Origin of the sequence: Paenibacillus sp. HGH0039 (assembly GCF_000411255.1) — a bacterium.
Taxonomy (GTDB): domain Bacteria; phylum Bacillota; class Bacilli; order Paenibacillales; family NBRC-103111; genus Paenibacillus_F.
Map to the genome: position 1 here is coordinate 467,633 of NZ_KE150413.1, position 18,829 is coordinate 486,461.

Annotated in this window: 17 protein-coding genes; 16 read left to right on the forward strand and 1 reads right to left on the reverse strand. The window is 51.3% G+C overall.

The window, feature by feature from the left end:
• The first annotated feature begins 110 nt into the window (after nucleotides 1-110).
• From HMPREF1207_RS16415 to HMPREF1207_RS16455, 9 genes are all read left to right on the forward strand, one after another.
• Nucleotides 111-1,121, forward strand: coding sequence for a substrate-binding domain-containing protein (locus tag HMPREF1207_RS16415; protein WP_009672095.1), 1,011 nt, complete (start codon nucleotides 111-113; stop codon nucleotides 1,119-1,121).
• Entirely contained in the window at nucleotides 1,118-2,689 is a 1,572-nt protein-coding gene (locus tag HMPREF1207_RS16420) for a sensor histidine kinase (RefSeq protein ID WP_009672024.1), read from the forward strand. Before HMPREF1207_RS16415 ends, HMPREF1207_RS16420 begins: the two co-directional genes overlap by 4 nt.
• Nucleotides 2,658-4,205 carry a response regulator gene (locus HMPREF1207_RS16425; RefSeq protein ID WP_036740159.1) on the forward strand — a complete coding sequence of 516 codons (1,548 nt, stop codon included), beginning with the start codon at nucleotides 2,658-2,660 and terminating at the stop codon, nucleotides 4,203-4,205. Before HMPREF1207_RS16420 ends, HMPREF1207_RS16425 begins: the two co-directional genes overlap by 32 nt.
• 202 nt (nucleotides 4,206-4,407) lie before the next feature.
• On the forward strand, nucleotides 4,408-5,016 hold the full coding sequence (locus tag HMPREF1207_RS16430) for a pentapeptide repeat-containing protein (RefSeq protein WP_009672183.1): 609 nt from the start codon (nucleotides 4,408-4,410) through the stop codon (nucleotides 5,014-5,016).
• A 461-nt stretch (nucleotides 5,017-5,477) separates the two neighbouring features.
• The gene (locus HMPREF1207_RS16435) at nucleotides 5,478-6,809 is read left to right on the forward strand and encodes an ABC transporter substrate-binding protein (RefSeq protein WP_009672193.1); all 1,332 of its coding nucleotides are present in this window, start codon (nucleotides 5,478-5,480) and stop codon (nucleotides 6,807-6,809) included.
• A gap of 59 nt (nucleotides 6,810-6,868) precedes the next feature.
• The gene (locus tag HMPREF1207_RS16440) at nucleotides 6,869-7,846 is read left to right on the forward strand and encodes a carbohydrate ABC transporter permease (RefSeq protein ID WP_009672219.1); all 978 of its coding nucleotides are present in this window, start codon (nucleotides 6,869-6,871) and stop codon (nucleotides 7,844-7,846) included.
• A complete protein-coding gene (locus tag HMPREF1207_RS16445; RefSeq protein WP_009672039.1) occupies nucleotides 7,846-8,667 on the forward strand; it encodes a carbohydrate ABC transporter permease in 822 nt (273 codons plus the stop codon). Before HMPREF1207_RS16440 ends, HMPREF1207_RS16445 begins: the two co-directional genes overlap by 1 nt.
• Before the next feature lie 260 nt (nucleotides 8,668-8,927).
• Nucleotides 8,928-9,887, forward strand: coding sequence for an LCP family protein (locus HMPREF1207_RS16450; protein ID WP_009672241.1), 960 nt, complete (start codon nucleotides 8,928-8,930; stop codon nucleotides 9,885-9,887).
• Between the two features lie 199 nt (nucleotides 9,888-10,086).
• Nucleotides 10,087-10,605 (forward strand): tyrosine-type recombinase/integrase, encoded by a 519-nt coding sequence (locus HMPREF1207_RS16455; RefSeq protein WP_009672121.1) that lies wholly within the window; start codon nucleotides 10,087-10,089, stop codon nucleotides 10,603-10,605.
• Between the two features lie 368 nt (nucleotides 10,606-10,973).
• Here HMPREF1207_RS16455 and HMPREF1207_RS16460 read toward each other — a convergent pair whose 3' ends face one another.
• The gene (locus tag HMPREF1207_RS16460) at nucleotides 10,974-11,348 is read right to left on the reverse strand and encodes a helix-turn-helix domain-containing protein (RefSeq protein ID WP_009672225.1); all 375 of its coding nucleotides are present in this window, start codon (nucleotides 11,346-11,348) and stop codon (nucleotides 10,974-10,976) included.
• A gap of 388 nt (nucleotides 11,349-11,736) precedes the next feature.
• Between HMPREF1207_RS16460 and HMPREF1207_RS16465 the strand changes: the two genes are divergently transcribed.
• From HMPREF1207_RS16465 to HMPREF1207_RS16495, 7 genes are all read left to right on the forward strand, one after another.
• Nucleotides 11,737-12,615 carry a tyrosine-protein phosphatase gene (locus HMPREF1207_RS16465; protein ID WP_009672116.1) on the forward strand — a complete coding sequence of 293 codons (879 nt, stop codon included), beginning with the start codon at nucleotides 11,737-11,739 and terminating at the stop codon, nucleotides 12,613-12,615.
• A gap of 264 nt (nucleotides 12,616-12,879) precedes the next feature.
• The gene (locus tag HMPREF1207_RS16470; protein ID WP_009672273.1) at nucleotides 12,880-13,989 is read left to right on the forward strand and encodes a nucleotidyltransferase domain-containing protein; all 1,110 of its coding nucleotides are present in this window, start codon (nucleotides 12,880-12,882) and stop codon (nucleotides 13,987-13,989) included.
• Nucleotides 13,990-14,004: 15 nt separating this feature from the next.
• On the forward strand, nucleotides 14,005-14,298 hold the full coding sequence (locus HMPREF1207_RS16475) for a PqqD family protein (RefSeq protein ID WP_016423821.1): 294 nt from the start codon (nucleotides 14,005-14,007) through the stop codon (nucleotides 14,296-14,298).
• 54 nt (nucleotides 14,299-14,352) lie between these two features.
• Nucleotides 14,353-15,111, forward strand: a complete 759-nt coding sequence (locus tag HMPREF1207_RS16480; protein WP_009672268.1) for a YveK family protein — start codon at nucleotides 14,353-14,355, stop codon at nucleotides 15,109-15,111.
• The gene (locus HMPREF1207_RS16485; protein WP_009672244.1) at nucleotides 15,092-15,784 is read left to right on the forward strand and encodes a CpsD/CapB family tyrosine-protein kinase; all 693 of its coding nucleotides are present in this window, start codon (nucleotides 15,092-15,094) and stop codon (nucleotides 15,782-15,784) included. Before HMPREF1207_RS16480 ends, HMPREF1207_RS16485 begins: the two co-directional genes overlap by 20 nt.
• A gap of 247 nt (nucleotides 15,785-16,031) precedes the next feature.
• The gene (galU, locus tag HMPREF1207_RS16490; RefSeq protein WP_009672048.1) at nucleotides 16,032-16,919 is read left to right on the forward strand and encodes a UTP--glucose-1-phosphate uridylyltransferase GalU; all 888 of its coding nucleotides are present in this window, start codon (nucleotides 16,032-16,034) and stop codon (nucleotides 16,917-16,919) included.
• Between the two features lie 38 nt (nucleotides 16,920-16,957).
• Nucleotides 16,958-18,808 (forward strand): polysaccharide biosynthesis protein, encoded by a 1,851-nt coding sequence (locus tag HMPREF1207_RS16495; RefSeq protein WP_009672191.1) that lies wholly within the window; start codon nucleotides 16,958-16,960, stop codon nucleotides 18,806-18,808.
• The last annotated feature ends 21 nt before the right edge of the window (nucleotides 18,809-18,829 follow it).

The following is an 18,829-nucleotide window of genomic DNA, read 5'->3' on the forward strand; positions in this document are numbered from 1 at the left end:
GAGAATTTATTTGCTATAATAGGCATACCCATCAAATTGTAACCGTATACAAATTAAAGCAGGCGGGGCGATGGCATCGCTAAAACCGGGTTTTTCGGAGGAGGAGCAACATGAAGAAATGGGCCCCGTCCAAGTGGACCGTCGGCCTCGCCGTACTGTTTGCGCTGTTCGTGCTGCTGCTCGGCAGGTTTGCTTATACAAACGCCCAGATCAACGGGATTGTCCGGGACATACAGGACCGCGGCCATACGCCGGTTCCAGGCGGGAAGACGAAACATGTGGTCATGATCTCCCAGGAGCTGGACAACCCTTTCTGGCGGACGATTGAGAAAGGCGCAAGGGACGCCGCGGAGCATTACAACATCAAGCTGGAGTACAGCGGTCCTTACCGCAACGATATTGAAGAGCAGACGGAACTTTTCGGCAAGGCGATCGCCGGTAAGCCGGACGGGATTCTCATCCAGGGAATCCGCAGCGAAGCTTACAACAAGCTGATCGACAAGGCCGTCGAACAAGGAATCGCCGTTCTGACCGTCGATACGGACAGCCCGGACAGCCGCAGGCTGAGCTATGTCGGCACCGACAATGTGGAATCCGGACGGCAGTTGGGCGAGCTTGTGGCAAAAGCTTATGAAGGCCGAAGCGCGTCCATCGGCATGGTGATCGGCAGCTATGAGGCCGGCAACCAGCAGCAGCGGCTGGAAGGTTTTCGGTCGGTTGTGGACGCCGAGCCAAATCTCAAAATCGTGGAGGTCGGCGTCTCCAACATCTCCCGCATCCAGGCGACCCAGACCGCGGAGCACATGCTGCGCAGCAGGGAAGGCATCGATGTGATGGTCGGCACGAGCGCGCTGGATGCGCTCGGTATTTTGCAGGCGTCCAAAAGCTTGAATAAACAGGAGCAGGTCCGTATTTTCGGATTCGATGACCTGACGGAGACGCGCGAAGCGCTGGCCCGCAAGGAAATTGAAGCGTCGGTGATCCAGAAGCCGTATACGATGGGCTTCCAGTCGGTCGAAATGCTGAACCGCTATTTTCAGGGGGAAACGCTGCCCGATGCTGCTTTTACCCGAATAGATATCTTGAATCCGCAAAATGCGGGAGTGGCGGTGGCGCCGTGAGTATCCGCATGAAGCTGTTCCTGTTTATTCCGGCCCTTGTCATTTTGATGAATTCGGTTACGTTTTTTATTTATCAGAGCGGACGGACGGTTCAGGAGAGTTACCATTTGACGATGGACCGGATTTTGCTGTACAAGGAAATCGCCCATAAAACGGAAGAAAGCTTGCGGTCCCTCAGCAGTTATCTGATCGACCTTAACGGAGAAGGCCGCGGAGCTTTCGTCGCGCTCCAGAACGAGCTGCGCAGCCTCCAGGGCAAGCTGGAGGCGGACGCCAGAAGCGAGGAGGACAGCTTCGCGCGGAGAAATTACGCGAACATGCTCGGCACCTATCTGACGGCGGCGGATTCCGTTCTTACGGCGGTTGAGAGCAAGGATATGCAGCGGTATCTCCAGAGGTACGAGGAAGCGGACAAAACCGCGGGCTATATCAAAGCGGAACACCAGAACCTGGTGGATCTGGAGCTGAGCTTCTACCAGCCGCTTTATAAGCAGATGCTGCTTAAAACGGGCGAAATGAACATGCTCGGCCAGACGCTTGTTGCGGTGAACATGCTGCTCAGTCTGGTTTTCGCCATCTGGCTGTCCCAGAGCATTACAAAGCCGATCGGGCGTCTGGTGCACGCCGCCAGGCAGATGTCCAAAGGCAATCTGGACGCGGCCCCGCCGCCCGTGCAGAACGAAGACGAGATCGGCATCCTGACGCTCGCTTTCGGGCATATGCAGGTCAATTTGAAGGAACTCATCGCGAAGAATCAGGCCAATATGGAGAAGGACAGACTTGTCAAAGAGCTGGAGATAAAAGCGCTGCAAAGCCAGATCAATCCCCACTTCCTGTTCAATACGCTGAACGTGTTGTCCAAGCTGGCCCTTCTGGAAGGAGCCGAGAAAACAAGCGACCTGACAGTGTCGGTGTCCAATCTGCTCCGCTATAATCTCCGCAAGCTGGATCAGCCGGTCAGCCTTCGCGAGGAAGTCGATCACGCGCGGGAGTATTTCGCGATCCAGCAGTCCCGTTTCCGGGACCGGATCTCGTTCGAGACGGACATCGACGAGCGGGCCCTGGAACAGCAGATTCCGTGCCTGACGCTTCAGCCGCTGCTGGAAAATGCCTTCATGCACGGGATCGAAAGCATGGAGGAGGGAGCTTTCATCCGGCTCGGCATCAAGAAGGCCGGAGAGAACATCCGCGTCACCGTGGCGGACAACGGAGCGGGGATGGATGAGCAAACCCGGCTTCATTTGCTTCGTTACGGATCGGAGTCCGCTGACGGGGCGGGGTTTGCTGCGCGTGAAGGGAACTTCTCACCCGGAGGAGGGGAGGGTTCGCCGCTGGCGGAGGCAGCCGCCGGGTATGAACGCAGCCGCACGGGCAGGAAACCGTCCACGGGCCTCGGGACGCAAAATGTATTCCGGCGTTTGCAGCTTTTTTACGGAACGGACGGATTAATTGAAATTGAGAGTGTTCCCGGAAAAGGCACGACCGTGGTGCTTACCCTTCCGGAAGTGACCGGACAGCGTGCCGGGACAAGGGGGAATGCCTGTGTACCGCTTGCTGATCGCGGATGACGAAGCGCTGGAAAGAGAAGGGCTGGAGTGGATGATATCGCGCTCCATGCCCGGCGTATTCGAGGTGATACATGCCGCAAACGGGCGGACGGCCATTCAGCGAGCCGAGCAGCACCGGCCGGATATCGTGCTGATGGATATTAAAATGCCGGGAATCGAAGGGCTGGAAGCGCTGCGCCGCATAAAAGACATACATCCCCGGATGAAGCTTGTGCTCGTCACGGCTTATGATTATTTCTCGTATGCCAAGCAGGCCTTGGAGATCGGAGTCCGGGATTATATGTTGAAACCCGCGAAGCGGGAGCAGATGATTGGACTCCTGACTTCACTTGTGCAAGAATTAAAAGAAGAGCATGTCCGCCGGGAAGAAGAACTGAAGACAACGGAAAAACTGGCCCGTCTGGAACCTTTGGCGGAGAGCGAACTGGCTATGCATCTGATGCGTGAGCGGACTTCGGAAACCGGAGAGAGCGATCTGCTGGAGCTGCTGGCCCTGCCCCCCGATCCTTCGGGTTACGCGCTGGTTCTTTCATTCGAGGAAGAGGAGCCGCATCGCGTAAGCGGCGGACCGGGACTCTGGGGAGGCGGCGGAGAGAACGGGGACACCGCTTCCCGGAAGCATATGTACGACGCGGTCAAAAGCTGGTGCCGCTCACGTTACACGTGCGTGGTCAGCCCGCTTATGGGCCGTCACCTGGCTGTTTTTGTGATCCGGCCCGGTGAGACGGAAGAGAGCGGCGGCGCCGGCCGGTCTTCGCATAGCGAGCCGAAGAGTGCTTCGGCAGAAGAAGGCGCGCGGGCCTGCGGTGAAGCCGCAGCTGCAACCGCAGCCTGCGGGGCTGCCGGGTCCGCGGCGAAGGCGTGTCACGGCCAGCCCGTCCCGCCTGCCGCGTCGGCGGAGGCCGCCGAGCCTGCCGCAGCCGCAAGCAAGCTGCACGGCTACGTGAGCGGCCGGCTTGGCCGGCGGGCGACCGTCGGCGCCGGCAGAGCGCATCACGGCCTGACCGGGCTGCGCCGGTCCTACGCCGAAGCCTGCGCCGCTGCTATAAACGCGGACGAATCTGCGTTTGTCCGCGTTTATGACGGCGAGCCTGCAGGAGACGGCCCGCCTATTCCGGCCGGAAACGCGGCGGCGGGTCACGGCGTTCCGAGCGAGCTGGAGCTTGCCGCGCAGAGGCTGCTGAGCGAGCGAGAAGAGCGCACGACCTCCGTGCTGAAGGAGGCCAAGGATTGGATCGACGCACACTTCGTCGAAGAGATTACGCTGGAGCAGGCGGCGGAGCGGGTGCATTTGAGCCTCCATTATTTCAGCAAAATGTTCAAGCGGCATATGGGGGAGTCGTTCATCGATTATGTCACCCGCCTGCGCATCGATAGGGCCAAAGAGCTCATGAAGAACGACGAACTGAGTCTGAAGGAAGTCTGCTTCGAGGTCGGCTACAAGGACCCCAACTACTTCAGCCGGGTATTCCGCAAAGTAACCGGGATATCCCCGACCGGATACCGGGGGCGTTAGCTCCATGGCGTTTTCTGCGGCTGACGACCGTCATGCGATGCCTCGCCGAGCCGGGAGCCCGCGGCGTGCGAAGGAATACATCGGCGGTCCGGCAGCAAACCGAGCAAGCTGCGCAACCTGCACAACCTGCACAACCTGCACAACTTGCGTGCTAAAGCAGGATTTTTTGACAAGTATACACTCATAGAATGGAAGAGGACTTATGTATTCTTATATAGAAGAAACTTACACAGGTACGGATTTCAGCGGGCGCGATTTGGGAGAGGGAGAGCTGCGGAACTGCACGTTCGAAAGATGCCGCTTTATCGGCACCCGTCTGGAAGAAGCCTGGACCGAAAGCTGTCAATTTATCGACTGTGACTTCTCTGGAGCGCAGTTCAACGCCTCCTCGCATAAGAGGAGCGCTTTTACCAACTGCCGGTTCCGGGGAGCCAAATTTTTTGTTGCCAAATTTGAGGAGTGTAAGATGATCGGCTCCGATTTTAACGAGGCTTCTCTGGACGGAATTACGATTGCCGGGGGAGATTGGTCTTACACGAATTTGCGTTTTGCGAATTTATCGAAGCAGGCCATGAGGGGAATCCGGCTGGTCGAAGCCGATTTATATTCCTGCAACCTGGAAAAGGCCGATTTGAGGGACGCCGATCTTACAAGGGCGAGAATGGGAAAATCCCGGATGCAGGGGGCGGACCTGCGCGGAGCTCTAATGGACGGGGTCGATTTTATGTCGCTCGATATAAAAGGGGCCCGCATGGACGCCCATCAGGGAGCGGCTTTCCTGCGCGCATATGGAGCCAAAGTGGACGACTAGACCGGGAAAAATGAAGGAAGCGGGCCGATCCGCGCCTTTCGGTTCCTTCCTCGATATGCGGCGGAAAGTCAGGCCGTGAAGGACGGCAGCTGCGGCGTGTGCCGCTCGGTACGCATGCTTCCATGAGAGAAAGAATCATTCGCCGCGGCGTCACGTTTGCCAAATATAGACCTAGACGCTTGTTCACAGACCGGGAAGGCGGAAGCCGATCGGCGAAATCCATTCCGTTTGATAGCGGGATGGATTTTTTTGTGGAGATGAGGACATGGCAGCGCAAAATAATGCTGTTTTTTGAAAACAGACAGAGAGTGCTATCACAAACCGCAAATCATTCCAGAACCCGCACAAACTTGTGCAGATGATTCCCCCGCCGGTGGCCGTCAGCCCATGCTACGATATCTATGTAAGCGGATACAACGATGATGCGGCTCATAAATATAAGGAAAAAGGGGATCGATCCTATGAAACGCAAGATGGTCACCGTACTCTCCGTCATGACGATAGGTACGACACTGCTCGCAGGCTGCGGGTCCGGAGAAAGCGGGGGGAACGGAGCGCAGACAACGCCCGGAGCGTCTTCACCGGCCCCGTCGGCAGCGGCAGCCGGCGCCAAGAAAGTGGAAATTTTCAGCTGGTGGACAGGTGCCGGCGAAGAAGCGGGCCTTAAAGGGCTCATTGATCTTTTTAAAACGAAGAACAAGGACATTGAGCTGGTCAACGCGGCCGTAGCGGGCGGCGCAGGCACGAATGCCAAAGCGGTGCTTGCCAGCCGGATGCAGGGCGGCGATCCTCCCGGTACGTTCCAGGTGCACGGAGGCGCCGAGCTGAATACGGGCTGGGTGGCGGCCGGTAAGATGGAAGCGCTGAACAATCTGTACGACAAGGAAGGCTGGAAGGATAAATTCCCGAAAGATCTGATCGATCTTGTGAGCAAGGACGGCAGCATTTATTCGGTTCCGGTGAACATCCATCGCGGCAACGTCCTCTTTTACAATAAAAAAATATTCGACGAAAACGGCCTGAAGGCGCCGAAGACGTTCGATGAGTTTTTCCAGGCGGCCGACGCGCTGAAAGCGAAAGGCATCACTCCGTTGGCGTTGGGCGATAAAGAGCCTTGGACAGCCACGATGATTTTCGAAAACGTGCTGCTCGGCACGCTCGGTCCGGACGACTACAAGAAGCTGTGGACGGGTGAGATTTCCTTCGAGGACGCCAAAGTGAAGCAGTCGCTGGAAACGTTCAAGAAGATGCTTACTTACACGAACAAAGACCACGCCGCCCGCAACTGGCAGGATGCGGCCCAGCTCGTGGCGAAGGGCGAAGCCGCCATGAATATCATGGGCGACTGGGCGAAGGGCTACTTCACCACCGATCTGAAGCTGAAGGCCAATGAAGATTTCGGCTGGGCGGCGACGCCGAACACCGAGAACAGCTTCATGGTCATTACGGATACCTTCGGTTTGCCGAAGGGCGTGAAAGATCCGGAAGCCGTGAAGGAATTCCTGAAGGTGCTGGGCTCCGTCGAAGGACAGGACGTCTTCAATCCGCTGAAGGGCTCGATCCCGGCGCGCACCGATGCCGATACGGGCAAGTATGACGCCTACGGCAAGCAGACGATCGAAGAGTTCAAGAAGAGCAAGCTCACGCCGAGCATGGCGCACGGCTCAGCGGCTCCGGAAGGCTTCGTGACTCAAGCCAACCAGGCGATGACCATCTTCGTCACGAAAGGCGATGTGGAACAAACGGCCAAGATGCTGCAGCAGGCCGCAGCCGCGAGCGGCATGAAAAAATAACGAAAACGGTCAGGTGGGCGACCATCTGACCTTCTTTTTCCGGAAGGAGGCTGGAGGCTGTGCAAACGGAATCGGCGGTGCGTGTGCCCGCAGAGACAGAGCGGGGTGTGAAGCCCCGGCGCAAGCGGAAAGGCGGCAGGTGGGTGCCGTTTCTTATGGTGCTGCCGTCTTTTGCCGCTATCCTGGTGTTCGTCTACGGCTTTATCGCCTGGACGGGATACGTATCTTTGTCCAATTGGAATACACTGGTGAAGGATTTATCCTTCGCGGGTTTAAGCAACTTCAAATTTCTGTTCGGCGATTTCCGTTTTCAGTCGGATCTCCGCAACACGCTGATGTTTACCGTCCTGTTTATCGCGGCCACGATGGCGATCGGGATTTTCCTGGCGATGATGGTGGACGCGAAAATTAAAGCGGAGGCACTGTTCCGCAACATATTTATTTTCCCGATGGCGCTCTCGTTTGTGGTAACCGGAGTCGTTTGGCAGTGGATTCTCAATCCGTCGACGGGGGTGAACCTCATCCTGAAGTCTTTCGGAGTGACGGACCCACCGAAGTGGTACACAAGCACGGAAATCGTGCCGAGCATCGCCTGGGGACTGATCGACTTCGGCCTGCCGCTGGCCCTGATTGCCGTTGTCATTGCCGCGGTATGGCAGATGTCCGGCTTTACGATGGCGATGTATCTCGCCGGGCTGCGCGCGATTCCGGACGAGCTGCGGGAAGCGGCGCGGATGGACGGGGCTGCGGAGCGGCAGGTGTTCACGAGAATCATTTTGCCGCAGCTGCGGCCCGTTACGGTGAGCGTCGTGATCATTCTCGGGCACATTTCACTCAAAATCTTCGATCTCATCTTCGCGATGACCGGCCCTGGGGCGATGTTCCTGACTGACGTGCCGGGTGTCTACATGTTTGAGACGACCTTCCGCGGCAATCATTACGCGCAGGGGGCTGCCATCGCCATTATCATGCTCCTGTTCGTATCGCTGCTGATCGTTCCGTATCTCTTCTCGAGTCTGAAAAAGGAGGAAGGCTGATGCGTCTCGCGCAGATCAACCGTTCGCTGCTCTATATGCTGCTCGCCGTCATGGCCTGCCTTTACCTGGTGCCGATCTACGTGCTCGGGGTGACCAGCTTCAAAGGCTTGAACGAGATTACGCTCGATCAGATGTGGAGGCTGCCGTCTCATCCGGATTTCTCGGGTTATAAGACCGCTTTCGACAAGCTTGCGCCGAATTTCCTGAACAGCCTGTATCTTGCCGTACCGGCGACACTGCTGTCCGCTCTGCTCGGATCGCTTAACGGCTACGTGCTGTCCAAGTGGCAGTTCCGCGGATCGAACACCCTGTTTGCCCTGATGCTGTTCGGCATGTTTATCCCGTACCAGAGCATTCTCATTCCGCTCATTCAGTTCCTGCAGACGATTCACCTGTACAATTCGATTCCCGGCCTTATCCTTGTCCATGTCGTGTACGGTCTGCCTATCTGCACCCTGATCTTCCGCAATTTCTACGCGGGCGTGCCGGGTGAAATCATGGAAGCGGCGAAGATCGACGGCACCGGCTTCTTCGGGGTATACCGCTATATTATTATGCCGCTGTCCATTACCGGCTTCGTAGTCGTCGGCATCTGGCAGTTCACGAACATCTGGAACGAGTTCCTGTTCGCGGTGACACTGACTTCCCAGAAGCAGCAGCCCGTCATGGTCGCTCTGCAAAATTTGTCGGGAAGCCAGATCGTGCAGTGGAACGTGCAGATGGCCGGAGCCATTTTGGCGGCCCTTCCGACTTTGCTCGTCTATATTTTCCTCGGCAAATATTTTGTCCGCGGCCTGCTTGCCGGCTCTATTAAAGGCTAAGCGCGAGACCGCTTGGCGGAAGCAAAAGTCTGCGTCCTTTCCGGAGAAGGATGCGGGCTTTTTGTGTATCGGCGAGGAAGGGGGAAAAGACCGGACGCCGGGCAGGCGAACAAGCAGAGAGGAAGCGGGAAGCAGGGGACAGGTTTCCCTTGAACCTTAAGTCCCAAATTTCAGGAAATATCCGAACCTCAGGCAGTTGTTTTCCAAAAGGTTTGATGATACAATTTGTATCGTATGACGAGAGTGAGGGAGGACCTTTCTTGAAGAAAAAAACCAAATGGAAAATCGCTGCGCTCAGTGTTCTCGTAATCGGGGTTTCGGCCAGCGGCTGGGCTTACTGGAGCCTGGACCCGTCCAGGCATTTCGAGAATCAGGATATCCCCGTACTGGCACAGCCGCAAACTGCCGAAGGGGCAACACCCGAACCGGTTCAGGAACCGCCCAAACCGGACATGAAGTCGTTTAACATCCTGATTCTCGGTGTCGATTCACGAAGCGGGGAGCCTTCCCGCAGCGACGTCATGATGGCGGTTCATGTCGTACCGACCGAGCGCAAGGTCAATATCTTGTCCCTGCCCCGGGATACGCGCGTGCCCGTTAAGGGAGTCGGTTTGACGAAGCTGAATCATGCGCACATCGTGGGAGAGTCGAAGGGAGGCAACCAGCAGGGAACGCTTACGGCCACGCAGACGGTCAGCGATTTTCTCGGCGTGCCGATCAACTATTATGCCAAAACGAATTTCGAAGGATTCAAGCGTATTGTCGACAAAGTCGGAGGCGTAGACCTTACGCTGGAGAAAGACCTGCATCTGAAATGGCAGAAAACGACGATTCCGAAAGGGCAGCAGCATTTCGACGGAGACACGGCCCTGAAAGTCGTACGGGAACGCTACGGAGCGGAAGGAGGAGAATTCGGGCGGCAGGAAGAGCAGTCCAAAGTTCTTCGTTCCATTGCCATCGAACTGTTAAAGCCGGATAAAATCCCGCAGCTGGCGACGCTCCTGCCTTCCTTGCGCAAGGACATTCTCGATACGAATTTCTCGGATTCCGATCTGATCAGCCTCGCCTGGCTTTTCAAAGGGGTCGGCCAGGACAACTTCCGTTACACTCAGCTTCCGGGGCACAGCGGACGTGATGAAGACCCGCTTGTCGGCTCTAATTTGTACTACTGGATTCCCGATTCCGAGGCCGTCAAAAAAATAAAAGAAGATTTATTTTAGATATTATGATACAATTCGTACCAAAATATAGTCTTTAGACCTAGATACAAAGATTCATTCCCACAGGCGGACATGAGGATTAAGTAATGATAAAAGATCGCCAAAGGGACTAGGCATACGAAATGTGGTGTGCTATAATGCCCTTGATACAAAATGTATCATACCATGGGTTAACTAATTTAATGGAGGGATTTCTTACATGCAAGTGGCCCAACCTATTCGTGACCCCGAAAAAATTACAGAACTTCAGGACGTCCTGAAGAATCATTCCATGCGGGACTGGCTTCTTTTTACGATCGGCATTAATTCGGGTCTGCATCTCAACGATATCTTGAGACTCCGAGTAAAAGACGTGAAAGACCGCAATGAAATCAGCATCACCGAGGAGAAAACCGGCAAGAGCAAATCGTTCTGGATCGATGACGCCTTGAAGTCCTACATCGGCGAGTATGTGCAGTATATGGACGACGAGGACTATATGTTTCCTTCGCAAAAAACGGGCAAACCAATCAAGCGCATCCGCGTCTACCGGATATTAAACGAAGCCGCCAAACGGGTGGGATTGCAGGACATCGGCACGCATACGCTGCGGAAGACATTCGGGTACCATTACTATCAGCGTACGAAGAATATTTCCGTCCTTCGCGACTTGTTTAACCATTCGGCTCCTTCCGTAACCTTTAAATACATCGGCATCGATAAAAGAAACAGCGGTTGAGCGTTTACTTTTCATTACTCCGGAGGCTCTGAAAAGAGTCGGAAAGACCTGCGACAGCAGATAATCCGGTAATGTATGCGGTTACATAAAAGATCCCGGCTAAACAAAGAATCGACACCCGGGATGGAGGAGTCGAAAGGTTTGAAAAGGATACAAAATGTGCTTGACACAGATACAAGATGTATCATAAATTAAATTCATGAGCAAAACGCTTCGGTATGATTACCATTTCGGAACCGGTGAGGGTGCCATAAAAATGACGGATGAAATTGTTATCGATCTGCATAAACTAGTGGACCAGCTGAACTTGAACCCGGCTATACTAAGCTCGTTTCAGACGAGAGGTCCGGGAGACGGAACCGATCCGCCTACTCCGACATCGAACGTTCCGCCCTCACGAAAGCGATAAAACGCTTGGCTTCTTCGGCAGTCAACTTGCGGCCGTCAATGGACAGCGCGAATTTTTCCAGAATCTTATCGTCGGAAAGCTCCAGGCTGTTCACGAAGTCTCTTACATCTTCGTCGAGCACCGCATGCGGGTTGGTCGTTCTTCCGAGCAGATAGTCGGCGGACACTTTGAAAAAGGTCGCGATTTTGTTCATCGTTTCGAAATCCGGCTCGCGCCGGCTCGTCTCGTAATGCGATAATGCTGCGCGTGATATGCCGAGTTTGTTGGCCAGCTCTTCTTGAGTCAAAGCATGCTTTTCTCGCAGTTGAGCAATGCGATCCCCATGTTTATTCATCTTAGAATTCCTCTCATTCCACTAGAAAGTAATAACCAGTATAACCACGTCGGCCAATCGTTTAAACCGGTATCACCTAACAACCGCTCGCTTGAATTGGGCTCAATCGGTTACCCGTCAGAGATTACATTGAAAGGTCGATATACTGAAATTATAAATTTTTTGATACAAAATGCAACTATTTGTCGATAAAATGTTTCTCCACAGGCCGTAATAAACCCTTTTTTTACCCCGTTTTTACCTTAATTTAAAGAACTTTATACATTATATTCGGTGGTTACCCACTTATGTAATGTTTGGGATTGTATCATAATTTGAGATGGAAAGCATACGCTAACTATCATCCTATCGTCCCAAGCCCGGGTTACTTCTGCCCACTCATGAAAAAATGAAGGCAGACTTTCATGAAAATTTCATGAAAATCACGCAAAACTTAACCGGTCCAGACCGGAATCCGGATGAAGGAGGCGGCCATATGTACACGGATCTGCACTGCCACATCCTTCCGGGGCTGGACGACGGCGCTCCGGATCTGGAGGCCGCGCTGACGATGGCGGAGCACGCCGCGGCGTCGGGCATCAGCCGTGTCGTGGCAACGCCTCATCACGGCGGCGCCTACGACAACGAAGCCCCGGCCGTGCGGGAGGCCGTGGAGCTCCTGCAGCAGGCGCTGGACCGCCGGGGCATCGCCCTGACCGTCCTGCCCGGACACGAGATCCGCGTCTACGACCGGCTTCTCGATGATCTGCTGGACGGCAGGCTCTGCACCCTCGGCGGTTCCCGCTATCTGCTTCTGGAGCTCCCCGGCGGCCGCGTGCCGGGCGGCTTCGCCGAGCTGCTCCACGAGCTGGGAGTGCGCGGAATCGTCCCGATTCTCGCGCACCCCGAGCGGAGCGGCGAGATTCAGCGCCGGCCGGAGCTGCTGCGCGAGTGGATGGACGGCGGCCTGCTGCTCCAGGTGACGGCGGGAGCCCTCACCGGGGAGTACGGCCGCCGGATGCAGGCATTCGCGCTGAGCCTGTGCCGCGCTAATGCGGTCCATTTCCTGGCCTCCGACGCACACGACGTCGTCGTCAGGAAATGGCACCTCGCGGACGCGTACGCGCTCGCAGCCCGGAAGGTGGGGCCGGAACAGGTCGCGGCCTACCGGGCTAACGCGGAATATGTCGCGCGTGACGAAGTCATTGTGCCGGCTGTTCCGGCTCATAAAATGTCGCTATCGCGGGCCCTGTGGCCCTGGCCTTTCAATATTCGAGTTAAAGGGTAGGAATTGGTCATTTTTCGCTTGACAAGATACATATCGTATCATAAAGTTAATGTTGTAGATACGAATTGTATCGGTTTGGTGTGAAACGGATACTCGTTGTAGCAGAGTCCCTTTCATAAATAATTATCCGCAAGGAGTGAAGCTAGTGAAGAAGGCGTATATCGCACCTACTGTTTTAAAACATCAGCAGATCGTTTTCGAGACCAAGCCGTCCAAGCCGCATCCGTGCGATAACGGCGGTCACACAGGCAGTCCGACATGTAAATGACACAGCCGCTCATCCGATTTATGAACGACCTGTATGTGGTTCACGGTGCATTCTCCTTCACTGAGGAAGAATACGGGCAGATCGCCGAAGACTTGGACTTATTCTCCATCACGGCTCAGGTGTACCACATGCTGAAAGAGAAAGGGAGACTCGGTGAGCTCCCCCTCTTTCTCCAGGACCGTCTGAAGCGCAAGGCGGAAGCGACCCTGTTCCAGAACTTGCTTCTCAAGACAGAGACGGACCGGCTGCTCCGGTTGTTTGAGGAAGCGGAACTTTCCGTGATGCTCTTGAAAGGAGTTCATTTTGCGGAAACCTATTTTGGGCATATAGGCGCCCGAGGAACCACCGATATTGATCTTTTAGTAGAACCGGATCATTTAAACAAAGCGATCGAAATTGTAGAGAGTGCAGGGTATGGCATCCAGGAAACATATGGGTCGGATCATCATATCGTCTTACAAAAAACAAATGCTCAACGTATCCAGATAGATGTCGAAGTCCACTGGGCTTTGGCAAGAAATGAACTCTACAAAATCGATCATAAATCATTTTGGCTGAGGAGCTCGCCATTATCTGATTTTTCATATGTGAGGCAGCTGTCGCCGGAAGACGTTTTCTACATGATTTGCCTGCATGGAGCTCAGCATTACATGATTTCTCCCAGATATTCACTTGATATTCTTCATCTAACACAGATAAAACCACAAATTTTCGATTGGGATGTCATCTACCGGCGTATGGAGGCAGAACATACCCGGAACAGAATTATCTTAGCTTGTACGGAAACTAAATCTCTTTTTAAGAATTGCTGTATGGATGAGAGGTTTATACGTAAAGGTTCGGCGGGTTGGGAATACAGGGAAATGAGAGCAGCAGCCACGGAGAACAAAAGAATTCGTTATTATTTCAAAACCTTTTTTTTTAGATTGAAATCGATTGATCATTGGAGCTACATAGGGCTACTTCTAAAAAAGATGATTATTCCTAGCGCTTCTAAAAATGTTCATACAAAAGCATCAAGTAAGGCCGGTGTTTATCAAATTTACCGATACCGCTGGCGTATATTGAGGAGTACGATCAAAAGAATATTTCTCACATCAAAATAAGCGGGAGAACTTCTAATGGAAAAAAGGTATCATCGGCATGCAGACACAGAGATTTGGGAAACGGAAGGCGACTTCTTGGTTGTTCATACTCTTCATCAAAGTATAACAAAACTAAATGAAGTTGGCGGGTATATTTGGTCCCTGCTCGATGCTCCCAAGACCTTAGAGGAACTTGTAATGGAGTTAACTAAAGAATATGAACTTACAACGGATCAAGGACTAAATGATGTGAACGTATTTTTGCATGATTTATCCCAATACGGATTGATAACGACATGTACAGGAAACCTTGAGGTTGCTAAAAGCTAATAAATGTGTCTGTATTGATACAAAATGTAACATTTTGAATATGGAGGCAAAAAGATGGAATCGGGCTTAAACCAATATATCCAAATTCTCCGCAAACGAATTTGGCTGATCATTATTACCGTTTTCGTTGTAACCGTAATGTCCGGAATCATTAGTTATTTCTTTATCGACAAGCAATATGCGGCAAGTACGAAGCTGGTAGTTAATAAATCGAGCAGTTACCAAGGATATGACATTCTGGATTATAACGCGGTTAATACTAACATCATGCTTGTGAATACTTATAAGGAAATTATTAAGACGCCTGCCATTATGGAAAAGGTGGCTTCCCGATTCACTGGTGAAGGACTTACCTCCGATATGTTGGCGGGTATGACCAAAGTTACCTCCATAGCGGATACGCAGGTTATGACCATAACGGCAACCGCAGATAATTATGCAACAGCGGCTAAGTTGGCCAATGCCGTATCGGATGTATTCAAAGCTGAGATTTCCGGAATTATGAAAGTAGATAACGTAACGATACTAAACGAAGCCAAAACCACAGATAACGTCGGTCCCGTCACTCCCAATATTAAGCTTAACGTGGCGGCGGCTTTCATTGTATCTTTACTGATTTCCGTAGGTCTGGTTTTCTTAATCGAGCACCTGGACGACACGGTTAAAACGGAGAAAGATGTAGAGAAATTTCTGGGGGTTCCTACTCTTGCCGTAATCTCAAAAATTAAAACAGCGGATCTCAAAAATAATGCTCCTTCGGAGCCTCATAAAAAAATGGCAGGTGAAACGGCTTATGCTGGCGTCAACCAATAATAGCAAAGTATTGATCGCGGATGTTAATCCCAAATCTCAAATTTCAGAAGCTTACCGGGTATTGCGAACGAACATTCAATACTCCTCCATTGATAAAGAGATCACAACCATTTTGGTAACTTCGGCTCAGCCTGCGGAAGGAAAGTCTACCACAGTTTCAAATTTAGCCATAACTTATGCGCAGGAAGAGAAGAACGTGTTGTTAATTGATGCTGATTTGCGTAAACCTACCATGCATAAGTTATTCGGTATTTCGAATCGAAGCGGACTGACTAATTTACTCCTGGGTGAAGCCCCCGTTCGTGAGGTCGCCATTCCATCTCATCTGCCCAATTTGTATTTGATTCCTTCTGGGCCTTCTACCCCAAATCCGGCTGAAATGTTAGCTTCCAAACGTATGACGCAGTTTATAGAACAGGCAAAAGCGGAATACGATATCGTCTTAATTGATTCCCCTCCCATTTTGGCTGTAACGGACGCCCAAATATTGGCGACTAAATGTGAGGGTGTGATTCTTGTTCTGAATCATGGAAAAGTAAAAAGGGAAGTAGCTAAGAGAGCAGTTGATAGGTTGGAGCATGTAGGAGTTAAACCGCTAGGCGTTGTTATCAATAATAAAACGAATACTAAAACTAGTTCTTCTTACTATTCTTATTACGGCGAAAGTAAGTAAAAGATCTTCCGAAACAAGGTCATGCCTACCGCACCTTTATCACCGTAGGCACTCGGTCATGCCGTGGGCGCTAGTCGCCTTAGACATTCATTGTCAAAGGTGTGATGTGAGGGGGGGTTAAATGCCCTGCTTTCTTACTTATTTTGCATAAAAATACGAGCTATGTTGTTTCGAAATAGACAATAGACCTCGTATTTTTATGTTTATAGAAAAATAGATCTATTTGGGAGTTCGAGGAGGAACCGTCATGCATAAAGTCAGAAAAGCCATTATCCCGGCAGCAGGTTTAGGGACCCGTTTTTTACCCGCTACGAAAGCTATGCCGAAAGAAATGCTTCCTATTGTCGATAAGCCTACCATTCAATACATCGTAGAAGAGGCGGTTAAATCAGGTATTGAAGATATCTTAATTGTTACGGGCAAGAACAAACGTTCAATCGAAGACCATTTTGATAATGCGTTTGACTTAGAACAGAATTTAATGGAAAAGGGTAAATTTGATCTGCTAAAAGAAGTGCAGTTGTCAGCTAAAGTGGAAATTCATTACATCCGTCAAAAATTTCCCAAAGGTCTTGGCCACGCCGTATGGTGTGCGAGAAAATTCATCGGGAATGAGCCGTTTGCCGTACTGCTGGGTGACGACATTGTGGAAGGGAAGACTCCATGTCTTAAGCAATTAATAGGCCAGTTCGAACGAACAGGGCGCTCTATAATCGGAGTGCAGCCCGTACCTGCTGAAGAGATTCATCGCTATGGTGTTATAGGCTCCAAAGAGACGGAGGGACGCTTGTTAGAAGTGAACCAGCTAATAGAAAAACCGACAAAAGAACAAGCGCCTTCCAATTTCGCCATTATGGGACGGTATATCCTAACTCCAGAAATTTTTGATTTGCTGGAGAACCAAGAACAGGGGGCTAACGGAGAAGTTCAATTAACGGATGCCATTCAAGCGTTGAATGAGTTTCAGCAAGTATATGCCTATCACTTTGAAGGAATTCGGTACGATGTGGGCGAGAAACTGGGATACATTTTAACTACTTTGGATTTTGCTTTGCGAAACAATGAGTTGCGAACTCCGCTTCTAAACGCTTTGGAAGAAATTCTGCAAAGAGAGGCCAAACCGCAAAATGTCTAGCCTCATATGTAAAATCAGTTGCAGGGGAGTGGAAAATTTTGAGTTATCGTAAAAGATTTATTCCTTTGTTCAGTATGGATTTTCTAATAGCGCTTGGCAGTGTATACGTGGCGTATATGCTTCGTTTCGATGGTGACTTGCCGGTTATTTACATAAAACAAATGATTATCTATATGACCGTCACGGTCTTTTTTAGTGTAGTCAGTATGTCCTTCTTCAAGCTGTATAACCGTATTTGGCAATATGCAAGTGTGGGCGAAATGTTATCGATCTTCAGAGCGGTGGTCGTCAGCAGCTCTTTATCGTATATCGTTTCTTATTTTATATCCGGAATAGGTGTTCCCATTTCTATTTTTCTCGGTACTTTCCAATCGATGCTTTTCTTGATGGGAGGGGCGCGTTTTGCATGGCGCTTGTTCAGAGATAACTATTACAAACAGAAGCAGGGACAGCATAAGGCGTTAATTATCGGAGCGGGAGACTGCGGGACAATCATTGCCAGAGAGCTTAAACACAATTCCGCTTCCCAGATGTACCCGATTGCTTTTATTGACGATGATTTATTAAAGCATAAACACCAAATATACGGGCTGCCTGTGCTGGGAAACAGAGAAGCCATTATTGATGTAACGGAAGCCCATGATATCAGTGACATCGTAATTGCAATTCCATCTGCAACCAAAAAACAAATTACAGAAATTATTGAGATTTGCAAAAAGACCAAAGCTAAGCTGAAAATAATCCCTAAGTTGAGTGACTTAATTCATGGGAAAGTCAGTATTCAAGAGATTCGGGATGTGGATGTGGAGGATCTGCTGGGAAGAGACCCGGTTAAGGTTGATTTACATGGAATTGCGGATTATCTATCCGATAAGAGCGTGTTGGTAACAGGTGCGGGAGGTTCAATAGGTTCTGAATTATGCAGACAGATTGCCAGTTTCAATCCGTCTAAACTTTTATTGCTCGGCCATGGAGAAAACAGTATTTACGCGATCGAAATGGAATTAAGCCGGCTATTCCCTAAAATTAAACTGGGAACCATCATTGCGGATATTCAGGATCAAAAAAGGTTGGAAACCATATTTAAAGAATTTTTACCCCAGGTCGTTTTTCACGCCGCCGCTCATAAACACGTGCCACTAATGGAGAAGAACCCGACGGAAGCTATCAAGAATAACGTATTAGGCACCCGAAACGTGGCTGATTGTGCGGACAAATTCGGATCGGAGCGATTTGTCTTAATCTCTACAGATAAGGCTGTAAATCCGACCAGTGTGATGGGCACAACTAAGCGGATTGCAGAGATGTATATTCAGAGCCTGAATATGACGAGCAAAACTATATTTGCCGCTGTCCGTTTTGGGAATGTTCTTGGAAGCAGGGGAAGTGTCATTCCCCAGTTCAAGCAACAAATCGCACATGGCGGACCGGTAACGGTTACTCATCCCGAGATGATTCGTTATTTTATGACCATTCCCGAAGCGGTTCAGCTTGTGATTCAAGCGGGGGCGATCGCCCAAGGCGGAGAAGTTTTTATTCTCGACATGGGAGAACCCGTAAAAATTTTGAACTTGGCCAAAGATTTAATCAGATTGTCCGGGTTCGTTCCCAACGAAGATATTGCGATTCAATATACGGGCATGCGGCCGGGGGAAAAACTGTACGAGGAACTCTTGACTAGTGAAGAGGGGCTCACCTCGACGCTGCATAATCGGATATTTATCGGACGCCCGGCTAATTTAAACCGGGAGCATATTCAGTTCGAAGTCAAGAAACTGGAAAAGCTGCTTGGGGATTCAGTGGATGATATTCGTTCTGTTCTTCAACACATTGTGCCTACCTATAACCGTCCATCAAATCAGGAAGCAAAAGAGCTCACCCTGGTTTAATTTTGTTTAGAAATCAGGTGC

Bases quoted from the DNA above. Each gene is read 5' to 3' on its own strand.
- HMPREF1207_RS16430 (WP_009672183.1), top strand. From the start codon at position 4,408: ATGTATTCTTATATAGAAGAAACTTACACAGGTACGGATTTCAGCGGG.
- HMPREF1207_RS16470 (WP_009672273.1), top strand. From the start codon at position 12,880: ATGACACAGCCGCTCATCCGATTTATGAACGACCTGTATGTGGTTCAC.
- HMPREF1207_RS16460 (WP_009672225.1), bottom strand. From the start codon at position 11,348: ATGAATAAACATGGGGATCGCATTGCTCAACTGCGAGAAAAGCATGCT.
- HMPREF1207_RS16480 (WP_009672268.1), top strand. From the start codon at position 14,353: ATGGAATCGGGCTTAAACCAATATATCCAAATTCTCCGCAAACGAATT.
- HMPREF1207_RS16425 (WP_036740159.1), top strand. From the start codon at position 2,658: ATGCCTGTGTACCGCTTGCTGATCGCGGATGACGAAGCGCTGGAAAGA.
- HMPREF1207_RS16475 (WP_016423821.1), top strand. From the start codon at position 14,005: ATGGAAAAAAGGTATCATCGGCATGCAGACACAGAGATTTGGGAAACG.
- HMPREF1207_RS16415 (WP_009672095.1), top strand. From the start codon at position 111: ATGAAGAAATGGGCCCCGTCCAAGTGGACCGTCGGCCTCGCCGTACTG.
- HMPREF1207_RS16465 (WP_009672116.1), top strand. From the start codon at position 11,737: ATGAAGGCAGACTTTCATGAAAATTTCATGAAAATCACGCAAAACTTA.
- HMPREF1207_RS16445 (WP_009672039.1), top strand. From the start codon at position 7,846: ATGCGTCTCGCGCAGATCAACCGTTCGCTGCTCTATATGCTGCTCGCC.
- galU (WP_009672048.1), top strand. From the start codon at position 16,032: ATGCATAAAGTCAGAAAAGCCATTATCCCGGCAGCAGGTTTAGGGACC.
- HMPREF1207_RS16455 (WP_009672121.1), top strand. From the start codon at position 10,087: ATGCAAGTGGCCCAACCTATTCGTGACCCCGAAAAAATTACAGAACTT.
- HMPREF1207_RS16435 (WP_009672193.1), top strand. From the start codon at position 5,478: ATGAAACGCAAGATGGTCACCGTACTCTCCGTCATGACGATAGGTACG.
- HMPREF1207_RS16485 (WP_009672244.1), top strand. From the start codon at position 15,092: ATGCTGGCGTCAACCAATAATAGCAAAGTATTGATCGCGGATGTTAAT.